Below are 24258 nucleotides of genomic sequence, written 5' to 3' on the forward strand. Positions count from 1 at the left end.
TACTCGATACGCGTGCGTTCCCGTCGATGAGACGGTAAGTTCGCGAGAACCTGTCACGATGTCCGGTTGGAGAGGTATTACCCGCAATCTGTTGGTCCGGTCATCAATCGCTTCCAGCGGCCCAACGGACTCCCCGCTCGAGTAGCGATTGCACGCCGTCGTTCCTGATCGCCGGGAGGTCGTGTCCGAGCGAGCAATAGAACACGCGGCCGTCGCCGTAGGGTTTCACCCACGTGACAGGCATGTCTCCGTTCTTTGGATGGTCCATGCGTGCGAGCACGCGAACGTCGTCGTCGTACTCGAGGACGTACGGTTCGTCCCAGACGGAAAACCCGTTTAGGTCGGCCGTGACGGGGTGATGGGTATCGACGACGGTCACGTCGAACGTCGTCTGCTCGGGGTGGGTGAGAAAGTGCCCGCCGAGGAGCGCTCGGAGTTCGGGAACCGGTTCGTCGCGGTTCTCCTCGGTCGTTGTCGTCAGATCCGCAGCGCCGTGGATGCCGACGTACCCGCCGCCGTCCTCGACGAACGAACAGAGACCGGATTGCTGGGATTCGTTGAACGTGCTGTCCGTCGTAAAATCGACGAGGACGTCGTACTCGCGTATACGGTCAGTTGCGAGTATTTCGCGGTCGGCACTGACGGTGGCTTCGATCTCTCGGTTCTCCAGAAATCGTTTGACCGGCGGCCCGAGTCGTTCGATTCGGTGAAACGGAAAGCGGTTTCCGCCGAGAATCGCTGCTTTTAGGTTCGGCATCTATCGTTCTCGTTGACGCGGAGGAGCTAAAATCCACCGCTCCCGCCGTTTCGTTCAGGGAGGGATGCTGGTCCTGTGAATATCCGACATGCCAAACGTGATATACCATGAGGAGTAAAATGCAGTTGTATGCCGAACTACCGGACGCTACGCGATCCGAACGCAGAGTATACCATGCGCGACCTCTCATCCGAGACGATGGAGTTGACCGCCGACCGCGGTCCGCGCGATGTCGAAATCACGGACGTTCAGACGACGATGGTCGACGGGAACTACCCCTGGATCCTCGTCCGCGTCTATACTGATGCCGGACTCGTCGGAACGGGCGAATCTTACTGGGGCGGCGGTGACGATGCGATCATCGAACGGATGACGCCGTTCCTGGTCGGCGAAAACCCGCTGGACATCGATCGACTGTACGAACACCTCGTCCAGAAGATGTCCGGCGAAGGCTCGATTTCCGGGAAAGTCATCTCCGCGATTTCGGGGATCGAAATCGCGCTTCACGACGTCGCCGGCAAAATCCTCGACGTACCCGCCTACCAGCTGGTTGGGGGCAAGTACCGCGACGACGTTCGGGTCTACTGTGATCTACACACCGAAGACGAAGCCGACCCGATTGCCTGTGCCGACGAGGGCGAACGCGTCGTCGAGGAACTCGGATACGACGCCATCAAGTTCGATCTCGACGTTCCCTCGGGACACGAGAAAGACCGTGCGAACCGCCACCTCCGCGGTCCCGAAATCGATCACAAGGTCGAGATTGTCCGCGAAGTCACCGAGCGCGTCGGTGACCGCGCCGACGTGGCCTTCGATTGTCACTGGTCCTTTTCGGCCGGCTCGGCCAAACGGCTCGCACGCGAGCTCGAGCCCTACGACGTCTGGTGGCTCGAAGATCCGGTCCCGCCGGAAAATCACGACGTCCAGCGGGAGGTCACGCAGTCGACGACCACGCCGATTACCGTCGGCGAGAACGTGTACCGGACCCACGGCCAACGACAGCTTCTCGAGGAGCAGTCGGTCGACATTATCGCGCCAGACCTTCCACGGGTCGGCGGAATGCGCGAGACCAGAAAGGTGGCCGACCTCGCGGACCTCTACTACGTCCCGGTCGCGATGCACAACGTTTCCTCGCCGATCGGGACGATGGCCTCGGCGCAGGTCGCAGCGTCGATCCCGAACTCCCTCGCGCTCGAGTACCACTCCTACCAGCTCGGTTGGTGGGAAGATCTCGTCGAAGAGGACGGCCTGATCGAGAACGGCCGGATGGAAGTTCCGGAAAAACCGGGCCTCGGGCTGACCCTGGATCTCGACGCCGTCGCCGAGTATATGGTTGATGGTGAGACGTTGTTCGACGAAGCGTAGCTTCGTCGTGCCCGCAAATCCTTGATTTGCATTGTTCGACGCGGCTTATGCCGCGTCGAGCTCGCTGAGTTCTACTCAGCGTTGTTCGACGAAGCGTACCTTCATCGTGGTCGCAAATCTTCGGTTGCGTTTTCAACGACTGCGATCCGAGCCAAATTCACAGCTGATTCTTCGGGAGCTGACCAGGCGGCCAATACGGCAGGACCTTCCAGCGTAGTCGTTGTTGTGCGTGACTCGAGGGGGTGAGTTATCATTTTCTCTGGTTTGACAAACGGACCGGCCCATCGGGCGTTTCCCGGAACGCAAATTTCGGTTGAAGCTGGCCGACTACTGTGTATGTGTTTCGGAGTTCTATTGTTGTGTAATACCGAAACCCATCTGAAAATCATGTGTCCCATATAAGAACAATCATTTACTAATAGAAGATAAATGAAGGGGAGGCAATTACTAGCAAGCGACGGTCGAAAACCGGTTCAAACGGTTGAATATTCGGTCTACCTGCCTGGACAGCCTGTATTCTAATGTAGTGCCGGTCGATGAAACGCCGACGGTAGAAGCAAGTCTAAGACGCACACAACGGACTTTTACGCCAATATGAATGTAAAATACTGCGATAGAGACTATCATAATCTTGTCACTGTCTGTCTCACAGTGATACCTACGTATTGGGGAACGACTGTTCCGGGTATAAGAACGATACTAGTCTACCAGAAGACGCGATTCTCGAAGAGTAACCAGCGGAGGATCTCCGTCTCGATGGTCACTGTCCGCAGTGGTGGTACCCTCCCAGTCGATTTGGGACCTTCTCGAGCACACCGAACGATTTTATTCCCCTCGCGCGAAACGGCTCGTTATGGAAACACATTCCGTGCTTGGCCGGTTCGAAGAACGCGACTGGGAGACGGGTGCAGACGGCACCGTTCGGTTCGCTCTCGTTGGTCTCGGGTGGTGGACGGTCGATGTCGTTATCCCCGCGATCGAACAGACGTCCCACTGCGAAACGAGCGTACTCGTCAGTTCGACTCAGGAGAAGGCCGACCGCCTGGCGGACGAAAACGACGTCGAACGCGGTCTCACGTACGCCGACTTCCACGACGGCGCCGCGGTCGACTCCTACGACGCGGTCTACGTCGGCACGCCCAACGCCTACCACCTCGAGTACGTCGAAACCGCCGCCGAACTGGGGAAGGCGGTGCTCTGTGAGAAACCGCTCGAGGCTACCGTCGAGCGCGCCGAGCGGCTCGTCGAGGCGGCCGAAGCGACCGACATTCCGCTGATGACGGCCTACCGGATGCACACCGAACCGGCGGTTCGACGCGCCAAGGAGTTGATCGACGACGGCTTCATCGGAGAACCGACGCACGTCTACGGAAACAACACCCAACCGATCCTCGAGATGAACCCGGACCCCGACCAGTGGCGTCTCGATTCCGACGTCACCGGATACGGGACGTCCGTGATGGATCTCGGTATCTATCCGATCAACACCGCTCGATTCCTCCTCGAGCGGGATCCGGTCGCCGTCACCGCTCGAATGTCCTCGTCCGCGGACGCCTTTAGCGACGTTCCGGATCAGAACGCGACGTTTACGCTCACGCTCGAGGGCAACCTGCCGGTCGTCTGTACGACGAGTCAACACGCCCAGACGGATACGCAACTCAAAATTATCGGGACCGAGGGATCGATCGAGTTCTCCCCTGCGTTCCACGGCGAAGCGACGCTTCACCTCTCCTCGGGAAGTCTTCGCGCCGAAATCGAGGTCACCGACTACGGTGCAGTCGAGGAGATGCGCGAGGAGTTCGACTACTTCGCGGATCGCATGCTCGGCGACGAGCCGATCCTTCCGGACGGTCGCCACGGGCTCGAAGACATGCGAACGATCCGAGCTATCCACGAGGCGGCCGAACGCGACGAACGCGTCGACATCGAATAGCTTCTCGAGCCCGCCCGGGTTCTTGGCTCGGACAGTCCAATAGAATTATACCGTTCGACCGAGCACTCGACAGCATGCGTGCACTTGCGAAAACGAGTCGAGAGTACGGGCAGATGGAACTCGCGGATCGGCAGCGACCCGATCCCGGCCCGGGAGAAGCGCTGATCGAAGTCGACTACGCGGGTCTCTGTGGCAGCGACGCGGGAATCTACAAATTCAAATCCGCCTTCGAACGAATGGCGCTTCCGACCGTCATCGGCCACGAGTACACCGGGACCGTCGTCGAGGTCGGTGACGACGTGTCGGAGTTCCAGACGGGCGATAGAGTCGTCGAGCGCCCGATCAGGGGTTGTGGGGAGTGTTACCAGTGCAAGCTCGGCGAGGAAAACGTCTGTCAGGACGCAGTGATCACTGGCGTCGATCACGACGGCGCATACGCCGGCTACATCGCCGTTCCGGAGACGGCCCTCCAGCACGTACAGGACGGCGTCGACCCGCGACACGCCGCGCTGGTCGAACCGACGAGCATCGGCGCTCGAGCGGTCATCCAGAACTCTCGAGTCGGGGCTGGCGACCGCGTGCTCGTTGCGGGACCAGGTCCGATCGGTCTCCTGACTGCCCAGATCGCGGATTCTCAGGGCGGTGACGTCGTCGTCGCTGGGGTCGGCAGCGACACGAGTTATCGACTCCCCCTCGCCGAAGAGCTCGGATTCCCGACGCTCAACGTCGAAGAAGACGATCTCGAGGGCGTCCGCGAAGATCTCACCGACGGTGCTGGCTACGATGTCGTATTCGATACCACCGGACACCCGTCCGGACTAACGATGTCCGTCGACGAGGTCCGGAAGGGAGGCCAGATCGTGATGGTCGGCCAGACGGGGGAGACGACCATGCCGTATTCGCCGCTCGTCCGCGCCGAAATCGACTTGCAGTGTTCCTACGCGTCGACGTGGGAGGATTTCGAGCGCTCGCTCCGACTCATCGAATCCGGCGACATCGATCTCGAGACGTTCCTCGACGAGCGGTATTCGTTGCTCGAGGCCGACGAGGCGTTCGAGGCGTTTTTGGCTGGTGATACCTGCAAACCGGTCTTCGACGTTAGCGTCCTCCGAGAGTAAGCTTCGACGGTTTCTGTTGATTTTTGCCGAGCGACGGATAGTGGCAATTGACTCTCCGGCTTCGGTAATATGTTAAAACAATCACCAAAGATTATTTCATAGCTCCTCTGAATGTGTGTGTATGGCATTCGAAAACCCACTCATCGTCTTCGGAATCGGATTGATCGTGGTCGTTGCGTTGCTGGTCTGGTTGCGCGTTCCCGCTTTCATCGGGCTGGTAATTGCGACGGTTGTCGTCGGAGCGGCGACATCCGAAGTGCCGTTGAGCCAGGTTCCTGAGGAGACGGCAACCGGCTTCGGTGAGACGATGATCAGCATCGGTATTCCGATTCTCATGGCTGCCATCATCGGGAAAACGATGATGGAAAGCGGAGCCGCAGAACGAATCGTTCGTTGGTTCCAATCGTTTACGAGCGAGGGGAACTCGTATCTCGCATTGGGTGGCTCGAGCGGCGTACTCGCTATTCCCGTCTTCTTCGACAACGTGTTCTTTTTGCTAGCGCCGTTGGCACGTTCGATGCGTGCACGAACGGGCCGAGATTACGCCTTGTTCATCACTATCGTCGGCGCAGCCGGGGTAACGGCACACGGCTTTATCCCGCCGACGCCCGGACCGCTCGCAGTGGCGCTCGAACTCGGCGTCGATCTCGGGGCGACGATATTGGTGGGTCTCGTCGTTGCTCTTCCCACGGTATTCGTCTCTGGCGTCCTGTACGGAAAGTGGGTTAACCGACAGATGGAGATTCCGCTTCGAGAGACGATGGGCTCGTCGGTCGATCGCGTCGAGGAGTTGGCCGACCGACCGACAGCCGAATTACCGGGGATGGTCGAAGCGACGCTTCCAATTTTGCTGGCGGTGTTTTTGATCGCCTCGAACACGACGGTGGACACGTTAATCGAAGCCGGATTCCTCGTCGAAGGTGGCGTTGCGGACGTGGCATCTAGCTTCGTCGGGGATGCAAACATCGCGTTGACCGCCGCCGCCCTCGCCGCGGCGATCACCTACTATCGGATGGAATCGCTCAGCCGAGAAGTGTGGTCCGACGAACTAGTCGAATCGCTTCAGAGCGGCGGACACATCGCTGCGATCACCGCCGCCGGTGGTGCCTTCGGCGGGATGCTCGCGCTGTCTGGAATCGGTGACTACATCGCGACCACGTTGGAAGGTATCGGCATTCCGGTATTGGTCGCCGGATTCGTTATCGCCGCGACAATCCGTATTGCCCAAGGGTCGGCCACTGTCGCCCTCCTCACGACTGCAGGCATTATGGCTCCGCTCGTCGGTGACCTGTCGGTCCACCCCGTTTACCTCGTCATGATCATCGGTGCAGGTGGAACGATTTTCTCCTGGTACAACGACAGCGGATTCTGGATCGTCAAAGAAATCGGCGGATTGACCCAGGCGGAGACGTTCAAAATCTGGACCGCGCTCACCACAATCGTCTCGATAACCGGGTTCGCCGTCGTGATGGTCCTCTCGACGCTCTTCCCGATGACCTAGTATCCGTTTATCTTTCGTTTCCGTCCTTCTCGTCTCCGACGGTCCTCTTCAGGCGCAAATCTATTTACGGGTCGACGTGAAATGGTCTGCGTATGACAATCGTCGCAGCGATCGACGGGGAGGAGGGCTCGGATAGTGTCCTTTCCGAAGGGAGCACGCTTGCCGAACGGTTCGACGAACCGCTCGAGGTTGTCCTCGTCTACGAGGCGGGCGACCATGCCTACCTTGTCAACCAGTACATGAACGAGGTCGAGTCACTGTCCGCGGAGCAAGCCCAGAAACTCGCCGAGAAAGTAATCGCCGATGTCTCCTCGGGCGTCATCGACAACTACGAACCTGTCGGTCGAGTAGGCGACCCCGCCGAGGAAATTCTCGGCTACGCTGACGAGGTTGGCGCGAATTACCTTGTCATCGGCGGTCGATCTCGCTCTCCCGTCGGAAAGGCGTTGTTCGGGAGCGTCACCCAATCGGTACTGTTGGACGCTGATCGACCGGTCGTTACGGTAATGGACGAGCCCTAGCAGTCGAGTATCCTGTGGGATTTCCCCTCGTGGAGCAACATTCTTCGACTGTTCCGAGAGGAATGAACTTATTACCCTCGGCGAAAATTCATAACTATGACGAGTCGACAGTTGTTAACGCACCACCCGGAAGCCAGCGACGACCACGGCGATACGGCGACGATCGTGGTCGATCCGACGGAGCGTTCCGCGGATCCGATCGATCCGAACCTGTTCGGGAAGTTCGGCGAACACCTCTATTCGACGCGGAACGCGAAGAACTCCTTTAGCGCTCAAATCCTTCACAATCCGACGTTCGGTGACTGGAAGTTTCAGGTCGAACACGCGTCCGTCGACGGCGGGCGACCGGCCGTCCACGACGCCGAGACGAAGGCCGAACGGATCGAGGCGTACGCCGAAACTCGAGGCTATCCCGACGTGGACCGCCTGATCGAAGCCTATCGTAACGCGAGCGCACTCTGGTGGTTCCCATTCGGTGACGAGGCCAACCAAGCCGATCACGCTGACGGTATCGGTGTTACGACGAGCCCGGATGTGGGGATCGCTGGCGACCGTGCACAGCGGATCGAGATAACGGCTAGCGGTGTCTCCCATCCATCCGAATCGCCGAGCGAAGGATCGTTGGACCGTCCAGCTGGCATCGCCCAGTGGTGTTACCTCCCTACCGACCGAACAAAGCAATTCGAGGGCTCGCTCACGGCGCGAGCGACGGCACCGACGACGGTCGCCGTCGCGATCCACGAAGTGGGGTCGAACGGGACGCTCAAAACACCGTTCGACAACACCACGGTGTCCGTAGATAAATCGTGGGACAGAATCGACTTCGATCTCGAAATCCCCGACGAGATCGAACCCTCTCTGGAGACGCAGTTCGCCGTTAGTATAACGACGGAATCGTCGGCCAATATCGTGCTCGACAAGGTTCTTTTGTACCCTGACGATCACGTCGGCACAGCCGACCCCGAAATACTCGAGTTTCTCCGCGACGCGGAGCTACCCGTGTTCCGGTGGCCCGGCGGAAACTTCGTTTCGGGCTACCGCTGGCGCGATGGCGTCGGCCCGATCGAGGAGCGACCGACGAAGCCGAACCTGGCGTGGGACGGCCTCGAGACGAACCTGTTCGGGACCGTCGAGTTCCTCGAGTTCTGTGAGCGGATCGGCTGCGAGCCGATGATCTGCGTTAACGCTGGCGACGGCTCCGCCGAGGAGGCCGCCCGCTGGGTCGAGTACTGCAACGGATCTACCGAGACGGAGATGGGCGCGCTTCGCGCGGAACACGGTCACCCGGACCCCTTCAACGTCACCTACTGGGAGGTCGGCAACGAGGTGTACGGCCCGTGGCAAGTGAGCTGGACGACCCCGGACGGCTACGCGGATAGGTTCCGCCGATTCCACGAGGCGATGGTCCAGGCCGATGACGATATCGAGGTGTTGGCCTGCGGGAATCGGTTGACCGACTGGAATGATCCCCTGCTGTCGACGAGTGCGGACAGGATCGATTGGCTGACAGACCACGTCCTCGTCGGGACCCACGTCGGATCGGAGACGGACCAGAACGAGCTGTACAACGCTCACATGGCACTCGCCGCTCGAGTGATGGACGAGTACGACGACGTTATTACGGATATGCGAGCGGCAGGCGTCGAGGATCCGAAGATCGCACTCACCGAATTACAGCTCTTTACGTTCCCGGATCGGGATCAGTGGGAGGGTGAGGAGGAGTCGCCGGAACTGCCGACCAACAGATCCGTCTCGGAGGCCGTCTACGACGCGACGTTCGTCCACGAGAGCGTCCGTTCGGGTGCCGTCGACATGCTCACCCATTCGGGAGCCGGAAACCACGGCGGCGGGCTTCGAAAGCACCGCGAGCGCGTTTGGGCGGATCCGTGTTACTACTATCACCGAATGGGGTCCTCGCTGTTCGGCGCGATGCCGCTTGCGGTCGAACTTAGCTGTGACTCCTACGAGACCGAGACGGCGTTCGCGACCGACACCGCCGAACTGTTCGGCGAACTTCCCCCTGTCTCGGCGGTTCCTGCTCTCGATCCGCTGGCAGTTTCGAGTCGGTCGGGAGACGAACTGCTCGTCGAGCTAGTTCACCGCGATGCGACGGCGGGGGAGATCGACGCCACGATCGACCTCGAGGACGGATTCGATCCCGCTCCGGAGGCGACGGTGACGACGCTTGCAGGTGAGACGATGGCGGACGAAAACACGATCGAAGACCCCGAAAACGTCGTTCCGTCGCGACAGTCCGTTTCCGTCGACGGGCGGTCGACCACCGTTTCCGTTCCGCCGTTTTCGATCGTCCGCGTGACGTTCTCTCGAAACTAACCGACGAGCGTCCGACTCTCGGCCGCACGAAGTTCCGTTCAACCCGCTCAACGAAGTCGAGAAAGACTTATACTCGAGACAGACGGTGTGAACGACATGACCGCTCCTGTGAGTGTCAAACACGATCGAATCGTGGCGGAACTCGAAGAACGCTCGTTGGAGGAACTGTGGCTCCTTCGTCCGGAGAACGTGGCCTGGTTCGCAGGCGGAACCACCGTCGTCGATGCGGCGAGCGATGTCGGGGTCGCCGCACTCGGTATCCCCGCCGACGGATCGGCCGTTCGATTGCTCGCGCCGAACAACGAACTCGATCGCATTCGAACGGAAGAACTCCCACTGCTCGATGATTCTGCCCACGATGTCGACCCCGAACAGTACGAATGGCACGAGTCGCCGTTGCCGGATGCCGTCGCTGACCGGGCCCGATCACCGGCAGGATCGGATGTTCGAATCAACGGAATGCAGACGGTTGACCCATCGCCCCTTAGAGTACCGCTTCCGAGGGCCGAACTCGATCGGTATCGGACCGCCTGTCTCGAGACGACACGCGCCGTCGAGACGGTCGGGAGGGAGGTGTCCGCCGAGACGACGGAACGAGAGGCTGCAACGGCGCTCCGGCGCGAACTCTCAGGTAGGGGGTTTACCGCGCCGGTCGTTCTCGTGGGCGGCTCCGACCGGTCGATGCGGGAACGACATTTCACGCCGACTGCGGCCCCGCTCGAGGTGTTCGGTCACCTGACGGTCGTCTCTCAACGGGGTGGCCACAACGTCGCCGTTACCCGGACGGTGGCGTTCGATCCGCCGGAGTGGTTCCACGAACGCCACGAAGCGACCGCTCGAGTTGCCGCGACGGCTATCGCCGCGACTGCGGAGGCGGCCCGAACTGGCGGAACTGCAGGCGACGTCTTCGCCGCAATTCAGGACGCGTACGCCGACGCCGGATACCCCGACGAGTGGCGTCGGCACCATCAGGGTGGCGCAATCGGATACGAGAGCCGCGAATGGACGGCCACACCCGATTCGGCGATGCCGATTCGCGGACCGATGCCGTTCGCCTGGAATCCGACGATGCCGGGAACGAAAAACGAGGAGACGGTGCTACTCGAGGCCGAGAGCGAAGGATTTGACGTACTCACCTCGACGGGCGAGTGGCCGACGGCGAGTTACGACGCGGTCGGGTTCGATGATACAGTCCCGTTGCACGAGCCGTTACCGGTGGAGTGAGGTGTGAAAAACCACATCATTCATAAGGTGTGGCGAGAATAGCCGAGTGGGTCGTCGACGGTCGTCTGCCCGCCTACTGACTCGATGCGACCGGACTATCATAGCGTCGTAGCTCACTGACTGTCTCCGACGACCCCCTCTGACTACGCGTCGGTTGTCCGTTAGAGACCCTTCTTTCTCCCATCGATTATTTGGTGGATTTCCTCCTGGAGTGAATGGCCAGTGAGACGAGTGCCCGTTCTTTCGACCAGGTGAATTCATGATGTCTTCTATATATGACCTAATACTAATAAAATAAAAACACATATCATATGACGTTGTTTAGTACTATAGCCGTGTCTAGAGGATATCGGATAGTTCACTCGGGAAAACCATCTATTTGGGATCTCTGAGAGGAGTTCCAACGATATCACCTCCGGTTTGCGGAATTGAATCGCACGATAGTATCTGCCTTCGAGTGATCAATTCAATACTCTCGAATTACTAACGGCCGCGCATCTCGAACGCTTCTCCACCGTGCCATTTGACCGCAATATATACCGACCATCCGGCTGTCGAATCATCGACTGTCTGTTCCTATCCAAATCATAACGAAAGCTAAAACTCTCTAAACAAATCAATATAATTATATAGTATGGTATAGAGAACACGTTCGTAGTGAAATAGCAATGTCTTAACTAAGTTGGTTGGTCTTGAGCGGTGGCTTCCGAATCTTCAACTGTCCTTTCGAGAGGACGATTTGGATTGGCATCGAAACGCCAATACTCGAGACTCGGTTCGATTATCTGGTAGGGTGCTCTCCTCCGTCTCACCTGAACTCGGGGATGACTTCGTCGCCAAACAGTTGTATTTGGTCTCGGACCAGCTCCGTTGACATCCCCGAGTGGTGGAATCGGAGCGCGAGGTGGTCGACCGGGAATCGCTCGCGCATATCCTCGATCTGTTCGACGATCTGACTGGGGGTCCCGTATATAAACCGGTCGTCGGCTAACGATTCGAACTGCTCGACGGAGTCGGCGGTCATCAACGGATGTGAAAACTCGCCGCCGTACTCGTCGCGGTACGTTCGGTGGACGTACTCCTTTCGTTCCCTGACCTCCGCTTCAGTCCGGCCGATGACGGCTTCGCGCATGAGCGGATGGTCGACCGACGCCCAGTCGACGCCCCGTTCGTCGGCGACTGCCCGCTGTTTCTCTTTTCGGTCCTGAACGGTCTCGAGGTCGGCGACGACGCCCGGAACCCACGCGTCGCTAAATTTGACCGAGCGAGCGATCTGTTTGTCGCCCCAGCCGCCTATCCAAAGCGACGGACGGGGGTTCTGTACCGTCTTGGGAAGCGGTTGCCAATCCTCGACCTGGAAGAACGGACACTCGTAGGAAATCGGTTCTTCCGAGGTGAGAAACTCGTCGATGAATCGAATCCCTTCGATCATCCGACCCGCGCGTTCATCCATCGGCGCATCGAACGCCTCGAATTCCTTTTCGATGTAGCCGAGTCCGACCCCCAGCGTCAGTCGTCCACCGGAAATGTTGTCGAGCATCGCGGCGCGTTGTGCGACGTGAAGCGGGTGATACAGCGGGAGAATCAAGACCGACGTGACCAACTCGAGTTCGTCGGTCGCGGTTCCGATGCTCGTGAGTCGCGTCAGCGGAGATGGCCAGTAGTTGTCTCCTTCCGTCGCCTGATGGTCGTTTACCCAGCACGATCGAAAACCGACGGTTTCTGCGAGTTGGCACGTTTCGTTGACTCCATCCCAGGAGTCACCACCCTCTGTCGGGAAGATTCCAAACTTCATGCTAGCTACGAAATCCCTCGCTCCGTACAAAAGTGTTTTCCTCAAATACGCTCGAACAGTGCTGTTGGAGGCCTTGTATCCGTTGATCTGACCAATTACGAGTTCCGCAGACGGGAACGCGGTCGCGGTCGGATATGATGCGGGAACGGATCGTTCGTTCGCGTTCGGCGTTCGTTCGCATCGAAGCCGATTGCAGTCTTCCAATCACGCTCTAAACTGTTCCCGGAAACCGAACGTACGGTTCGTTCACCCTCCCGAATCGATTTTGATCTCTTCGAGAACTAGCGGTGCCGTTCTGAGTAAGTACCGCATTTGGCTGGTAACGACATCGATGTCTCGAGCGACGATAGTCGTCTCCAATTACAAATATATGGCTGTAATCTTTACCCGGAATACGTTCCCGCTACGGGAACGGCTGTTAGCGAATATCCGACTCACAGCCCATGCTGGTTCGAGCCTGATTATTCGACGAACTCGTCGAATCGGTGGTCTCCTCGTGACCCAAATATTAATGAGACTAACAGACGCGTCTACTAGAATATGTTCGAGATAACGGCGCGTACACAGCGGAGAACACAGCCAGAATGGGCGAGACTCCAACGAAGTCTCTTCGAAGTGATGCGAACGTCCGTCGACCGCTTCGTAGACGACTACATCGACGACAATGGTGAGCCGCTGTGGCCTCCCGACGGTCACGTCGGCTCGGACGGCTTCGACGATATCGTAGAGGGGTTCTACAATTGGCCCCTAGTGTACGCAATGGGCGGCGACGATACCTTACTCGAGAACGCTCGAGACGTGTACGAAGGCGCTCTGCGGCGAGGGGCCGAGACTCCGACACCGTTCGGTCATTCGATGGTCGTCGACGAGTTCGAACACTGTCGGGACTGGTTTCACATGGGTGAGGGGAACCTGTACACGTACAATATGGGGCTTGCGGCCCCGGAGCACGACGGCGTCGTCGAACGGGCCAAGCGATTCGCACAGTTGTACTTCGAGGATGCCGACGTGAACAACTACGACGGGGAGAATCGTCTCGTTCGCGGCCCCATGAACGGCGGTGCGGGGCCGGACCACGCCGATTTTTCGGCGTACGAACACCACCCCTATGGGGCCGACTACCGGTGGGCGAGTCACGGACTCCCCTGGCGGGACCTCGAGTTCGAGGAGGCCGCCGATCTCCTCGATCCCGACTCCGAAGATCGGCTCTTCGAGGTGTTGAACGAGCGGTGTGGAAGGGGGGATATCCCGCTCAATCTCACCATCACGAGCCTGATGACCAACGCGTATCTCCACACCGGGGACGAGCGGTACCGCGAGTGGGCGATCGACTATCTCGAGGCCTGGCGTGAGCGAACGGCCGAAAACGGCGGGATAATTCCGGACAACGTCGGCCGATCCGGGGAGATCGGTGAATACACGGATGGGCGCTGGTACGGCGGTTACTACGGCTGGTCGTGGGGCGGCTGGCACTACGTCGGTATCGGGCCGACGGTCGCCGCGGAGAACGCCGTGTTGCTCGAGGGCGATCGAGCGCATCTCGAGTTCCCGCGGTCGCAACTCGAGACCTTGATCGAAAACGGGATCGAGGTGAGCGAGGACTCGGTTCACGATACGCTCTACGTACCGCACAAGTACGGCGGCGACGGGGACTACCACTACGACGCAAGCGGCGTTCTCACCGAAGACGATGGCGAAGTGTTGTGGCGGGACGGCTGGTACGAGTTTAAACCCCACAGAGACGACCCCTACGCCGTTCACCTCTGGTACATGTCGATGGACGAGAACGACCGTGAGCGGATTCGTCGGCTTCGAGACTGGAACAAACAGGACTGGCGACGCGTGGACCCGAGAGCGTCGACCAAGCACGGTGCGGGCCACGAGTACGCTTGGTTGGCCTATCTCGACGGCGAGTTTCCCGACTATCCGTCGCGTCTCATGGACGCGAACCACGAGCACGTTCAAGAGCAACTCGAACTCATGCGCCAGGAGGGTTCCGCTCCCGCGGAGCTGGACGAGGATTATCTTCGCGAACGGAATCCTGTCTTCCACCGCGGCTTACTTCAGCTAACGATGGGTGCCCCTCAGCCGGTGTACTACGGCGGACTCGTGATGGCCCAGGTTCGTCACTTCGACGTGAACCGTAAACGGCCCGGGTTACCCGAAGACGTCGCGGCACTCGTCACGAACGTCGACGCGGACGGCATTGACCTCACCCTAGTCAACTGCGGTGGACGGGATCGGGAACTGATCGTGCAAGCGGGCGCTTACGCCGAACACGAGTTTGCGACCGTCCAGTACGACGACGAATCGGCGCACGTCGACTCGAACGCCGTTCGCGTCTCGATTCCGTCGGGCACTCGCCTGTCTCTGTCTGCGGAGGTGAACCGGTTCGCAAACGACCCGACGTACGCACTCCCGTGGAATCGGTGACCGATTCACCGAGCCGTTGGCCGATCGCGGTTTCCGAACCCGAACAACTCCCGGGCCCAAAACAGCTGGCGAATGCCGGTTTTCGGTGGAGTTAAGCGCCGAGCGGTTGCACAACGTGTTGTGACCAGTCAGCGTTCGTTTCTGGTAGTCGTTTGCTCGAGTGCAGGTGAGAACGTCGGGGCCGTACACGGATATCTGTTCGATCCGGGTTCGAGTCGATTCCGTCGGAAGACCTCGACGAGACTCGCGGATCCCTCGTTCGTCGCGATCCATCCGGATCGGCGGTCGTTGTACGCGGTCGAACGGATCGACGGCGGAGTGATTTCCGCGTTCGACTTCGACGTCCGAACCGGCGCTCTCGAGGCGCTGAATCGGAAGTCGAGTCAGGGCGCCGGCCCGTGTTACGTCACCGTCGACGCGGACGGGCGGGTCGTCACGCTCGCCAATTATCGGGACGGAACCGTCGCCGCGTATCCGATCGAAGCTGACGGCCGTCTGGGCGATACCTGCACCGTCGTCGAGCACGAGGGCTCGAGCGTCGATGCGGACCGTCAGTGCGAACCGCATCCCCATTCCGTTCGCTTCGGCCCGGAGAGCCGCTTCGTTTACGTTCCTGATCTCGGCACCGATCGCATCGAGTGCTACAGACGGTTCGTAAGCGACGAGCCCCCGGAGACCGCCACCGGGAGAACTCCAGTTCTCGAGCCTACCGACAGCGGGGCGTCGATCCACGAGGGGGCGGGTCCTCGACACCTCGAGTTCCATCCCAACGGCCGGTTCGCATACGTTGTGAACGAACTCGATTCGACGGTGACCGTCCTCGAACGCGATCCGGCGACGGGCACGCTCGAGCCGGTTCGATCCGTTTCGACCCTTCCGCCGTCGTTCGCCGGCGACAGTACCGCTGCCGACGTGCATGTTCATCCGACCGGACGGTGGGTCTACGCAACTAATCGGGGCCACGACAGTATCGCAGTCTTCGCGACCGACGGCGGTGCCGATCGCCTTCGTCCCGTCGATCACGTATCCACTCGAGGACGGACGCCGCGAACGTTCACGATCGCCCCAAACGGCGAGTACCTCCTCGTTGCGAATCAGCACGGCGAGAACGTCGTCGCCTACCGAATCGACAGTGATTCCGGTTCGCTCACAGCGGTCGCGGAGGTACCCGTCCAGAAACCGGTGTGTGTCCACGCATTGGAACGACGGTAATCGGTCCGTCTCGAGGGTGGTGTTCGCCGGTGGGTTTATGCTCCCCGCAACGTACAATAATTTCATGCCACAGTCTGTTGAGCAGGTACAGGAATGCCTCCGTGGCGTTGCCGTCGGGCTCCTGACGCCGTTTGACGACGATCATCGTATCGAATACGAAAAGCTCCGCGAGAACGCGCGAACGCTTTCCGAAAGCGGTATTGAAACGTTCCTCGCGGCCGCTAATATCAGCGAGTATCACTCGCTCTCGCGGGACGAACGGGTTGCCGTTGCCGAAACGAGCGTTGATGCCCTACCGAACGATGCTTGCGTTCTCGCCGGAGTCGGCGGCAGTACGAGCGAGGCCCAGGATCTCATTCGAGCGTACGACGAGGTCGGCGTCGACGCGATGATGATTATGCCGCCGGATCACACGTACATTCACGAGCAGGGGCTGCTCGATTATTACCGCGAACTCGACGGCGTGACGGAGACGCCGCTGGTTCCGTACGTCCGCGGGTTCGATCCCTCGGTCGAGTACCTCGGCGCGCTGACCCGGATCGACGGCGTCGCCGGGATCAAGTACGCGATCGCGGATCCGGTAAAGCTCGGTGCAGGCGTCGCTGCCGGAGCCGACGACGTCGTCTGGGTCGACGGACTCGCGGAGCCATACGCGGTCTCGTTCTGGGCGGAGGGTGTCGAGGGGTTCTCGGCGGGCGTGAGCAATTTTCGTCCCGAGGTCGGACTCGAACTTTTCGCTGCGCTCTCAAGCGGCGAGTGGGAGTACGCACGCACCCTCCGAAACATCTGTCTGCCCTACCAGCGCTTCAGGGAGGAATGCGGCCAAGGGAACGACATCGATGGCGCGATCAGCGTATCGGTCGTCAAAAAGGGATTGCAGTTAGCCGGACTCAACGGCGGTTGCGTTCGAGAGCCGATCAGGCCGCTCGCTCCGGAGACGGAAAAACGGGCGACGGAACTCTACAACCAACTCGACGACGATATCGAACGGCTCATCGGTTGATACTGTTCGACGGCATGTCTTCCACTGCCGCGAACGTCGCATCCCCTCGTAATCGTCCGGCTCGATCGGGCGGTCGTACCGATTGTCCGTCTCTCCGAACGAACTGACTGTGCGATCGACCGTTCTACGCCTCGTCGTACCGGAACTCCGTCCACGGGCCGTCGACGAAGGGGTACTCCTCGAGCACGTCGAGGTTTACCTCGACTCCGAGTCCGGGACCGTCCGGAACGGTCAACTGGCCGTCCGCTACCGGAGGTTCGCCCTCGATGATGTCGAACGCGAGGTCGAACGGGTACATTCCCGGATCCAGTGCTTCGTCGAAAAGCGGATCGTCCTCGAAGAGGGGATACTCGAGCACTCGAGCGCCGGGAGCTGCCGCGACGAGGTGAGCGTTTGCGACGAGGCCGAGCCACGTTCCGAAGTTGTGCGGGACGAACTCGATATCGCGCCCGCGACAGTACTCGACTGCCGGCTCGCAGCCGGTAAACCCCTCGTGGTGTCGAACGTCTCCCTGCAGAAAGTCGATCGCGCCGGTCTCTCCCAGTTCGACGAGGGAGTCCGGCGAACCCTTGCTCTCGCCCCCCGCGAGCGGCGCTCCGGTTTCTGCGAGCGTCGCGTACCCCTCGTGGTCGTCCGGCTCGACCGGCTCCTCGATCCAGTACGCGCCGGCTTCCGCGGCGTACTCGACGAGGTCTCGGACGACATCATTACCGTAGGATTGGCGCAGCTTCCACCAGGTGTGGACGTCGAGCATGAACTCCATTTCCGAGAGCGTTTCTTCGAGGAGGTCGATGGTCCGGCGGTCGCCGTCGGGTCCGATCCCCGGCCGGTACTTGTATCCGAAGAACCCCAGTTCCTCGAGGACCTCGGCCTGGCGCGCGTACCCCTCCGGCTCCATGTACATTCCCGCGCTGGCGTACAACGGCATCCGTTTCGTCGGTTCGCTCCCGTACGCTTCGGCGAGAAGTTCGTAGATCGGAACGCCGAGTTCCTTCCCTCGGAGATCGTACAGAGCGACGTCGATCGCGGAGATCGCCTCCGTTCGGAGGTGCGTCGGAAGATTCGTTTCGGCGATGTAGCCGGCGGCGTCTGCGATCTCGTCGATCGTCCGTCCCTCGAGCGCTCTCGCCACGGACTCGCCGATAACGTCGGCGAACGTCCCCTGTGAGTCTCCCTCGAAGTACTCGCGCATTTCTGAACTGCTCGCCCCGGCCGTCGAGAACCCTCGCCGTCCGTCGGCGGTTTCGACGACAACGAGCACGACGTCTCGCTTGTTCAATCGCCGCGTTCCGCCATGGAATGACCGATCCTGCGGCGGTTCGATCGGCGATGACAATGCGTATCCGGTTACTGCGCTGATCTTCATACGTACACATACGAACCCGGTAGTATAATGGTACCGTCTCGCAAGGTTGTGGTACACGTCTCGCAGGGAAATAGTCCAATTTTACAGGCTGACGAGCGATGTTCGACAGTCTGGCGGAACGAACCGGTCCACTCATCGGTTCGGGAGGGTCTGATCGCGATCGACTAACCCGGCCGCGTTCGACAGTTACGAGAACTTCGTGTTGACCTCGATGACGTTCGCGGCCCGAATTACGTACTTCGAGAGGTCGCCGTGAAGTCGCTCGTCGGTAAATCGACTCGAGGGGCCCGTAATGCTGATGGCACCCATGACCGACTCGTCGTCTCTCACCGGCGCGGCGACGCAACGGAGCCCTTCGAAGTTTTCCTCGTCGTCGATAGCGTACCCTCGTTCTCTCGTTCGCTCGAGTTCCTCGAGGAGTTCGTCGCGACAGGTGACCGTTTTCGACGTTGAAGTCGTGTAATCGATCGAATCGACCAACTCTTGCGTTCGTTCGGGCGGGAGAAACGCCAATATCGTCTTGCCCAGGGACGTCGAGTGAAGGGGTTGCTGTGTCCCGACTCGAGACGCCGTGACGACGGCTCTATCGCCGCTTGCCTTGTAGAGATAGGAAATTTTTTGGTGTTCTTCCATTCCGAACTGGGCTATCTCTCCGGTTTCGCTCGCTAACTCCTCGGTTTCTTCGCTGATGACGTCGTAGTTCTCGACCTGTTTGCGCACGTGGTTCGCCATATCGAGAACGCGGAGGCTCAACCGATAGCCGTCGTTCTCACGAACGATAAGCTCTCGCCCCTCTAGCGTTCGGAGATGGCTATGGATCGTACTCTTCGAGTGACCGAGCTCCGTCGCGAGCTCCGTGACGCCGATTCCCTTTCGCGTCTGTAACTGATCGATGATGTTGAAGGCGATTTGGACCGAGCGAATCGTTCGGCCAGGGTTTCCGTCCATAGCGCGTGACATACTGTACCAATGGGATTATTAATACATAAAGTTGTTCCCGTGTTGGGAATTAAACACGTACTCGGTTTTCTGTTCCTCGAGACGGATCGGCCCATTCCATCGTTCGCAAGATGCGTGATTCGGACCGGAGACGTTCGAAACCCGCTGTATCGCGATCTCGAGGGCGGTGTCCAGCCCGGGTGGATGTCGCGCTTCGGAACGCTCGTAGTACGACGAAGAACGAGTCGACGATATTCACTCGTGACCGCGCTCGAAGTCACGGTATCGTTCGCCGCTCTCCGATTTGGACCGACTTCAAGCCGCGAGAAACCAAATCTTTTTCGTGACCGGCATCGATGCTCAAATAGCGCATGTTGAACGACAACTTTCGAGAGCTGAAAGACCGGATTGCAGGTGGAATCATTCCGGCAACGGCGACCCCGTGGACGCCGGAACCCGAGTACGAACTGGCCGAAGACGACCTTCGGCGACTCGTCAAATACCTGACCGGGGTCGACGGCATCGTCGCGGTGATCGCGAACGCACACACAGGTGAGTGTAAACTTCTGTCTCGAGCGATGAAACAGGAAGTCATTCGCGTCCACAAAGAGGCCGCGGGCGACACTCCCGTCTTTTCGGGCGTCTACGGCGAGAACTCGATTCAGGCCGCCGAGATGGCACGCGAAGCACAGGATGCCGGTGCGGACGCGGTCATGCTATTGCCCCTCGACACCTACGCGAATCAGGATCCCCGGACGCCCGTCGAGCACTTCGAACGCGTCGCCGACGCCGTGGATATTCCGCTCATCAACTTCCAGTTCCCGACGTGGGGTAGTTCCGGCATCCCGATCAGCGCACACGTCGAAATCTGTCGGCATCCCTCGGTTATCGCGTTCAAGGAAGCGTCGTTCGACCCGGTCCGCTACGAGGAAACGGTGCGCGCGCTCGATCACGTCCGAGACGACTTCACCATGATGACGGGCAACGATACGTTCCTTACTCACGCGTACCACCTCGGCTCGGAGACCGGCCTCATCGGGTACGGAAATCTGGTTCCGGAACTGCAGGTCGAGAAGCTTCGAGCGGTTAGAAACGACGATATGGACCGTGCGAAGGAGATTCGTGAGAAGATGTTGCCCCTGACCAACCACATCTTCGGCGAACCGCAGGGCCGGTACCGTGCCCGTACGAAAGTCGCGTTGGAGATGCAGGGTATCTTCGAACACGATACGTTGTTGCCGCCACAACAACAAATCGACATGGAGGAACGCCAGGAACTCCGAGAAATTCTCGCCGATCTCGACGCACTCGATCCGCTCTCTCCCGACAACGCGTAATCGACCAGTACGTCGGCCGATCAACGCGAACGACTGATCCGAGAGTGAGTGGAAGTAACGCCGGACCCACCGTTGTGGCGAACACTTTTATCGTTCTCCGCCGATCACTCACCATATGACAGTTCAGGTTACAGTCTGGAACGAGAACGTCCACGAACTCGAAGACAACCACGTCCGTGAGCTGTATCCGGACGGTATCCACGGTGCCATCGCCGCCGGTCTCGAGTCCCCCGAACGACAGGTCCGAACGGCGACGTTACAGGAACCGGACCACGGACTCGCCGAGGACATCCTCGAGGAAACGGACGTGCTCGTCTGGTGGTCTCACTGTGCGAACGATGACGTGCGCGACGAAATCGCCGACCGCGTGGTCGATCGGGTACACGACGGGATGGGGTTCGTCCCGGTCCACTCTGGGAAGAACTCGAAGCCGTTCGAGCGGTTGATGGGCACGACCTGTAACATCAAGTATCGCCACGGCGGGGAGACGGAACGAATCTGGGTCGCCGACCCCGGACACCCGATCGCCGACGGGCTCGAGGAGTACTTCGAAATTCCATCGACGGAGATGTACGGCGAGCCGTACGACGTTCCCGAACCCGATCGGACCGTCTTCATCTCGTGGTTCGAGGGCGGCGAAGTGTTTCGTTCAGGGCTCTGTTATCGGCGGGGACGCGGTCGGATCTTCGCGTTTCGGCCGGGTCACGAGGAGTACCCGATCTTCTTTCAGGACGAGGTCCGTCGCGTACTCTCGAACGCCGTCGATTGGGCGGCCCCGACGACGGGTGCGACCGTAGTTCGAGGCGAAGTCGGACCGCTCGAGCCGATCGACGACCCGTAGGCGGCCGCCTCGCCGCCGATTTACCGACCATAACGCGGCTTTCACCGCCTATTTGACGACGATGCGTTTCTCACTGCCTATACCGAAGACGCTAATCGTTCATCGACGGTTCCGTCGACGCGGTAGCCCAGCGATCGATCGACGCACGATGGTTCTACGAGTGCAGTCAGCATTCGATCGGCCATCGCCTTGATCGCCCGGCCGTGAACGCCGAGGCTGGCATCGATATCCGAACCATCTCCCCGAACGACAGTTGGTGAATTACCGTTCCTGTAACACGGACACGTTCATGTCGTTCTTTCGGCGCGTCATTTCGAGACCCTCGACGGGCCGGATGACGATTTCGCAGGTGATGTGGACTTCGTTTCCGTCCTCGAGGTGGCCCGCGACCGTCTCGTCGCCGTTGTACGCAATAACGTGGAGGTGGGGCTCGCCGTCGGCGATCGCTCCGTCGATCGTTCCGACCTCCCACGCCCCCTCGAGTTCTTCGAACGCGTTTCGCTCGTCGGGTTCTTTCGGGAACTCAGCGGTCGGGACGTAGTGATAGGTTAGGGTTCGAAGCGTTGCGATTCCGGAAACGATGACGCCGGAATCGACGTCGTATTCGTCGCACACGGTGCGGATGGACTCGAGGACCAGATCGCCCGAGCCGAGACGGACGAATATGTGGCCGTCGTCTGCCTGAGAGACGTTCATTTGAAAGCTCCAGACGGAATTTTCCCAAGGATGCGTTTAAGCGCTTCGACTGTTGACGGCCTCTGCCGATAATTCGTGACCGTGATCAAGCGTTCGCCGATGGGCTTCTAATTATTCGAGGCGGAAACCGACATCGCGAATCGAAAACGGTGTCGGATCCGCCGACGCGTTTGGTCTGTTTCTCCCTGGATCCTTCTCATCGCCGACCTATTCGAAGACGAGTTCGGGACACTCCGCATCGATATCGACGGTATCCCGAAGGTCCCCGTGATTCCCGGCGAGCGAGAGCCTGCGGCTGTCCGAACCTGATACCTCGAGAAACGTCCGGTCCCCGGCGGGAGCTACACAGCCTCGAACTCGCGTCTCCCCGACGTTCTCGAGCTCGATCGCCGGCTCGTCGCTCGTTCGCGCTCGCTCGATCTCGAGGCCGTCGATGGACACCAGATCGGTTTCTTCGAATCGGAGCGCCGGGTTGTCGGGGACTCGAACGCGAACGTCCGCAAACGACACGTCGCTCATCGACTTACAAAAGAAGCCGTGTCGCTGTTCGTAGTCGTCCGCCATCGCGGGATCGAGATCGGTTGCCTCGAGCGATCGCGTCGCATCGATCCGGACGTCGTCGAACGTGATGTCCTCGAACCGCCGCTCCGGCAAGCCGGCGAAGAATCCGGCCGATTCGACGTTTCGAGCGCTGATGTTGTGGAAGTGGACGTTTCTGACCATCGGCGTCCCCTCGTCGACCGGCTCCGGATCGCTGTCGATTGGCGTGAAGTAGTAGCCGTTGATGACGAACGGACAGGCAACGTCTCGCATGACGATCGTATCGAAACGCAGGTCTTCGACGACGCCGCCACGACCTCGTTGGGACTTGATTCGAATGCCTCGATCGGTATCGGTAAACGTACAGTTCGAAACGGTCACGTCACGAACGTCACCGGCCGTTTCGCTTCCGATAACGACGCCGCCGTGGCCGTGTTTGATCGTGCAGTTGGTGATGGCGATGTTCTCCGCCGGCTCGCTCACCGCTCGGCCCTGTTCGTCTTTTCCCGACTTGAGACAGATCGCGTCGTCGCCCGCGTTGATGAACGTATCGCTGATACGGACGTTTCTCGAGGAGTCGATGTCGATCCCGTCGCCGTTGGGCGCGTGTTCGGGGTTTACTACCCTGACGTCGGTGATCGTCACGTCTTCGGAGTAGACGACGTGCGTGTTCCAGAACGGAGAATTTTTGAGGGTAACACCGGAAACGCTGACGTGTTCCGAATCGCAGATCTGGAGTAACGGCGGTCGGAGTGTAAACGAACTCACGTCGTCCTGCAGGTCGTTTCGTTCGTCGAACTCCGCGACGCGTTCTCTGAGGCGTTCGGGATACTCGTCCGCTGGCCGGTCTCGATACTGCCACCAGTGTTCGCCCGATCCGTCTATCACTCCGCGACCCGTAATCTCGACGTTCGAGGCGTTCGCGACGAACAGGCACGGATGGAAGCCGAATTGGTCCCATCCCTCCCACCGGCTTTCGACGGTCGGAAAGGCGTCGAAATCTTCGACGAATCGCAGCGTCGCGCCGTTTTCGAGGTGAACGGTCGTTCGATCGCCGATCCGAAGCGGTCCGGTCAGATACTCGCCCGGTGGAAAGCGGATCGTCCCGCCCGTTTCGGCACAGCCGTCGAGTGCCGCCTGAATCGCGTCGGTATCTCGAGTTTCTCCGTCTCCCGTCGCGCCGAACTCGCGAACGTCGTATGGCTCTCGCTGGGTTTCTGCCATCGTTCGACTATTTCTGAGTGAGTTGATAAGCGTTGTGCCGAGCGAACCGTCCCGTGCGGATTCCCCGATATCGATACCCCGACGAATCGAATCACACCGGGCCAAGCACCCAAGTGTGT

General features: G+C 59.7%; 18 protein-coding genes. 12 read left to right on the top strand and 6 right to left on the bottom strand.

From position 1 onward, the window contains the following. Window positions 1-103: 103 nt before the first annotated feature. A complete protein-coding gene (locus ACZ5C7_RS00885; protein WP_464374512.1) occupies window positions 104-757 on the bottom strand; it encodes a ThuA domain-containing protein in 654 nt (217 codons plus the stop codon). Window positions 758-886: 129 nt separating this feature from the next. Here ACZ5C7_RS00885 and ACZ5C7_RS00890 point away from each other — a divergent pair, with 129 nt between their 5' ends. From ACZ5C7_RS00890 to ACZ5C7_RS00920, 7 genes are all read left to right on the top strand, one after another. Continuing rightward, complete coding sequence (locus ACZ5C7_RS00890; protein ID WP_464374513.1) at window positions 887-2122, top strand: mandelate racemase/muconate lactonizing enzyme family protein; 1236 nt, start codon at window positions 887-889, stop codon at window positions 2120-2122. Window positions 2123-2975: 853 nt separating this feature from the next. Beyond that, on the top strand, window positions 2976-4055 hold the full coding sequence (gene gfo6 / locus ACZ5C7_RS00895) for a D-xylose 1-dehydrogenase Gfo6 (protein ID WP_464374514.1): 1080 nt from the start codon (window positions 2976-2978) through the stop codon (window positions 4053-4055). A 74-nt stretch (window positions 4056-4129) separates the two neighbouring features. Next, a complete protein-coding gene (locus tag ACZ5C7_RS00900; protein ID WP_464374515.1) occupies window positions 4130-5173 on the top strand; it encodes a zinc-dependent alcohol dehydrogenase in 1044 nt (347 codons plus the stop codon). Window positions 5174-5294: 121 nt separating this feature from the next. Further along, on the top strand, window positions 5295-6674 hold the full coding sequence (locus tag ACZ5C7_RS00905) for a GntP family permease (RefSeq protein ID WP_464374516.1): 1380 nt from the start codon (window positions 5295-5297) through the stop codon (window positions 6672-6674). 92 nt (window positions 6675-6766) lie between these two features. After that, window positions 6767-7195 carry a universal stress protein gene (locus ACZ5C7_RS00910; RefSeq protein WP_464374517.1) on the top strand — a complete coding sequence of 143 codons (429 nt, stop codon included), beginning with the start codon at window positions 6767-6769 and terminating at the stop codon, window positions 7193-7195. Window positions 7196-7291: 96 nt separating this feature from the next. Next, window positions 7292-9529 (top strand): alpha-L-arabinofuranosidase C-terminal domain-containing protein, encoded by a 2238-nt coding sequence (locus ACZ5C7_RS00915; RefSeq protein WP_464374518.1) that lies wholly within the window; start codon window positions 7292-7294, stop codon window positions 9527-9529. Between the two features lie 96 nt (window positions 9530-9625). Then, window positions 9626-10753 carry a M24 family metallopeptidase gene (locus tag ACZ5C7_RS00920; protein WP_464374519.1) on the top strand — a complete coding sequence of 376 codons (1128 nt, stop codon included), beginning with the start codon at window positions 9626-9628 and terminating at the stop codon, window positions 10751-10753. Window positions 10754-11561: 808 nt separating this feature from the next. Here the strand turns inward: ACZ5C7_RS00920 and ACZ5C7_RS00925 are convergent. Beyond that, a complete protein-coding gene (locus ACZ5C7_RS00925) occupies window positions 11562-12548 on the bottom strand; it encodes an LLM class flavin-dependent oxidoreductase (protein WP_464374520.1) in 987 nt (328 codons plus the stop codon). Between the two features lie 540 nt (window positions 12549-13088). Between ACZ5C7_RS00925 and ACZ5C7_RS00930 the strand changes: the two genes are divergently transcribed. From ACZ5C7_RS00930 to ACZ5C7_RS00940, 3 genes are all read left to right on the top strand, one after another. After that, window positions 13089-14981: a DUF8034 domain-containing protein gene (locus ACZ5C7_RS00930; RefSeq protein ID WP_464374521.1), complete on the top strand. Its 1893-nt coding sequence runs from the start codon at window positions 13089-13091 to the stop codon at window positions 14979-14981. Between the two features lie 120 nt (window positions 14982-15101). Then, window positions 15102-16193 (top strand): lactonase family protein, encoded by a 1092-nt coding sequence (locus tag ACZ5C7_RS00935; protein WP_464374522.1) that lies wholly within the window; start codon window positions 15102-15104, stop codon window positions 16191-16193. Between the two features lie 64 nt (window positions 16194-16257). Next, the gene (locus ACZ5C7_RS00940; RefSeq protein WP_464374523.1) at window positions 16258-17196 is read left to right on the top strand and encodes a dihydrodipicolinate synthase family protein; all 939 of its coding nucleotides are present in this window, start codon (window positions 16258-16260) and stop codon (window positions 17194-17196) included. A 124-nt stretch (window positions 17197-17320) separates the two neighbouring features. Here ACZ5C7_RS00940 and ACZ5C7_RS00945 read toward each other — a convergent pair whose 3' ends face one another. Both ACZ5C7_RS00945 and ACZ5C7_RS00950 read right to left on the bottom strand, forming a co-directional pair. Continuing rightward, on the bottom strand, window positions 17321-18562 hold the full coding sequence (locus tag ACZ5C7_RS00945; protein ID WP_464374524.1) for a mandelate racemase/muconate lactonizing enzyme family protein: 1242 nt from the start codon (window positions 18560-18562) through the stop codon (window positions 17321-17323). 186 nt (window positions 18563-18748) lie between these two features. Then, entirely contained in the window at window positions 18749-19522 is a 774-nt protein-coding gene (locus ACZ5C7_RS00950; protein ID WP_464374525.1) for an IclR family transcriptional regulator, read from the bottom strand. A 350-nt stretch (window positions 19523-19872) separates the two neighbouring features. On the opposite strand from ACZ5C7_RS00950, the gene ACZ5C7_RS00955 reads away from it, so the two are divergent. Both ACZ5C7_RS00955 and ACZ5C7_RS00960 read left to right on the top strand, forming a co-directional pair. Then, window positions 19873-20838 (top strand): dihydrodipicolinate synthase family protein, encoded by a 966-nt coding sequence (locus ACZ5C7_RS00955; protein WP_464374526.1) that lies wholly within the window; start codon window positions 19873-19875, stop codon window positions 20836-20838. A gap of 115 nt (window positions 20839-20953) precedes the next feature. Beyond that, entirely contained in the window at window positions 20954-21679 is a 726-nt protein-coding gene (locus ACZ5C7_RS00960; protein WP_464374527.1) for a ThuA domain-containing protein, read from the top strand. A 261-nt stretch (window positions 21680-21940) separates the two neighbouring features. Here ACZ5C7_RS00960 and ACZ5C7_RS00965 read toward each other — a convergent pair whose 3' ends face one another. Both ACZ5C7_RS00965 and ACZ5C7_RS00970 read right to left on the bottom strand, forming a co-directional pair. Continuing rightward, window positions 21941-22375 carry a PPC domain-containing DNA-binding protein gene (locus ACZ5C7_RS00965; RefSeq protein WP_464374528.1) on the bottom strand — a complete coding sequence of 145 codons (435 nt, stop codon included), beginning with the start codon at window positions 22373-22375 and terminating at the stop codon, window positions 21941-21943. Between the two features lie 207 nt (window positions 22376-22582). Further along, the gene (locus tag ACZ5C7_RS00970; protein WP_464374529.1) at window positions 22583-24139 is read right to left on the bottom strand and encodes a glycoside hydrolase family 28 protein; all 1557 of its coding nucleotides are present in this window, start codon (window positions 24137-24139) and stop codon (window positions 22583-22585) included. Window positions 24140-24258 lie beyond the last annotated feature (119 nt).

The organism is Halostagnicola alkaliphila (assembly GCF_055379965.1).

Excerpts from the sequence above, each read along its gene's own strand:
- ACZ5C7_RS00905 (WP_464374516.1), top strand. The coding sequence starts at position 5,295 with ATGGCATTCGAAAACCCACTCATCGTCTTCGGAATCGGATTGATCGTG.
- gfo6 (WP_464374514.1), top strand. The coding sequence starts at position 2,976 with ATGGAAACACATTCCGTGCTTGGCCGGTTCGAAGAACGCGACTGGGAG.
- ACZ5C7_RS00970 (WP_464374529.1), bottom strand. The coding sequence starts at position 24,139 with ATGGCAGAAACCCAGCGAGAGCCATACGACGTTCGCGAGTTCGGCGCG.
- ACZ5C7_RS00925 (WP_464374520.1), bottom strand. The coding sequence starts at position 12,548 with ATGAAGTTTGGAATCTTCCCGACAGAGGGTGGTGACTCCTGGGATGGA.
- ACZ5C7_RS00910 (WP_464374517.1), top strand. The coding sequence starts at position 6,767 with ATGACAATCGTCGCAGCGATCGACGGGGAGGAGGGCTCGGATAGTGTC.
- ACZ5C7_RS00940 (WP_464374523.1), top strand. The coding sequence starts at position 16,258 with ATGCCACAGTCTGTTGAGCAGGTACAGGAATGCCTCCGTGGCGTTGCC.
- ACZ5C7_RS00960 (WP_464374527.1), top strand. The coding sequence starts at position 20,954 with ATGACAGTTCAGGTTACAGTCTGGAACGAGAACGTCCACGAACTCGAA.
- ACZ5C7_RS00955 (WP_464374526.1), top strand. The coding sequence starts at position 19,873 with ATGTTGAACGACAACTTTCGAGAGCTGAAAGACCGGATTGCAGGTGGA.
- ACZ5C7_RS00920 (WP_464374519.1), top strand. The coding sequence starts at position 9,626 with ATGACCGCTCCTGTGAGTGTCAAACACGATCGAATCGTGGCGGAACTC.
- ACZ5C7_RS00915 (WP_464374518.1), top strand. The coding sequence starts at position 7,292 with ATGACGAGTCGACAGTTGTTAACGCACCACCCGGAAGCCAGCGACGAC.
- ACZ5C7_RS00965 (WP_464374528.1), bottom strand. The coding sequence starts at position 22,375 with ATGAACGTCTCTCAGGCAGACGACGGCCACATATTCGTCCGTCTCGGC.
- ACZ5C7_RS00945 (WP_464374524.1), bottom strand. The coding sequence starts at position 18,562 with ATGAAGATCAGCGCAGTAACCGGATACGCATTGTCATCGCCGATCGAA.
- ACZ5C7_RS00900 (WP_464374515.1), top strand. The coding sequence starts at position 4,130 with ATGCGTGCACTTGCGAAAACGAGTCGAGAGTACGGGCAGATGGAACTC.
- ACZ5C7_RS00890 (WP_464374513.1), top strand. The coding sequence starts at position 887 with ATGCCGAACTACCGGACGCTACGCGATCCGAACGCAGAGTATACCATG.
- ACZ5C7_RS00930 (WP_464374521.1), top strand. The coding sequence starts at position 13,089 with ATGTTCGAGATAACGGCGCGTACACAGCGGAGAACACAGCCAGAATGG.
- ACZ5C7_RS00950 (WP_464374525.1), bottom strand. The coding sequence starts at position 19,522 with ATGTCACGCGCTATGGACGGAAACCCTGGCCGAACGATTCGCTCGGTC.
- ACZ5C7_RS00885 (WP_464374512.1), bottom strand. The coding sequence starts at position 757 with ATGCCGAACCTAAAAGCAGCGATTCTCGGCGGAAACCGCTTTCCGTTT.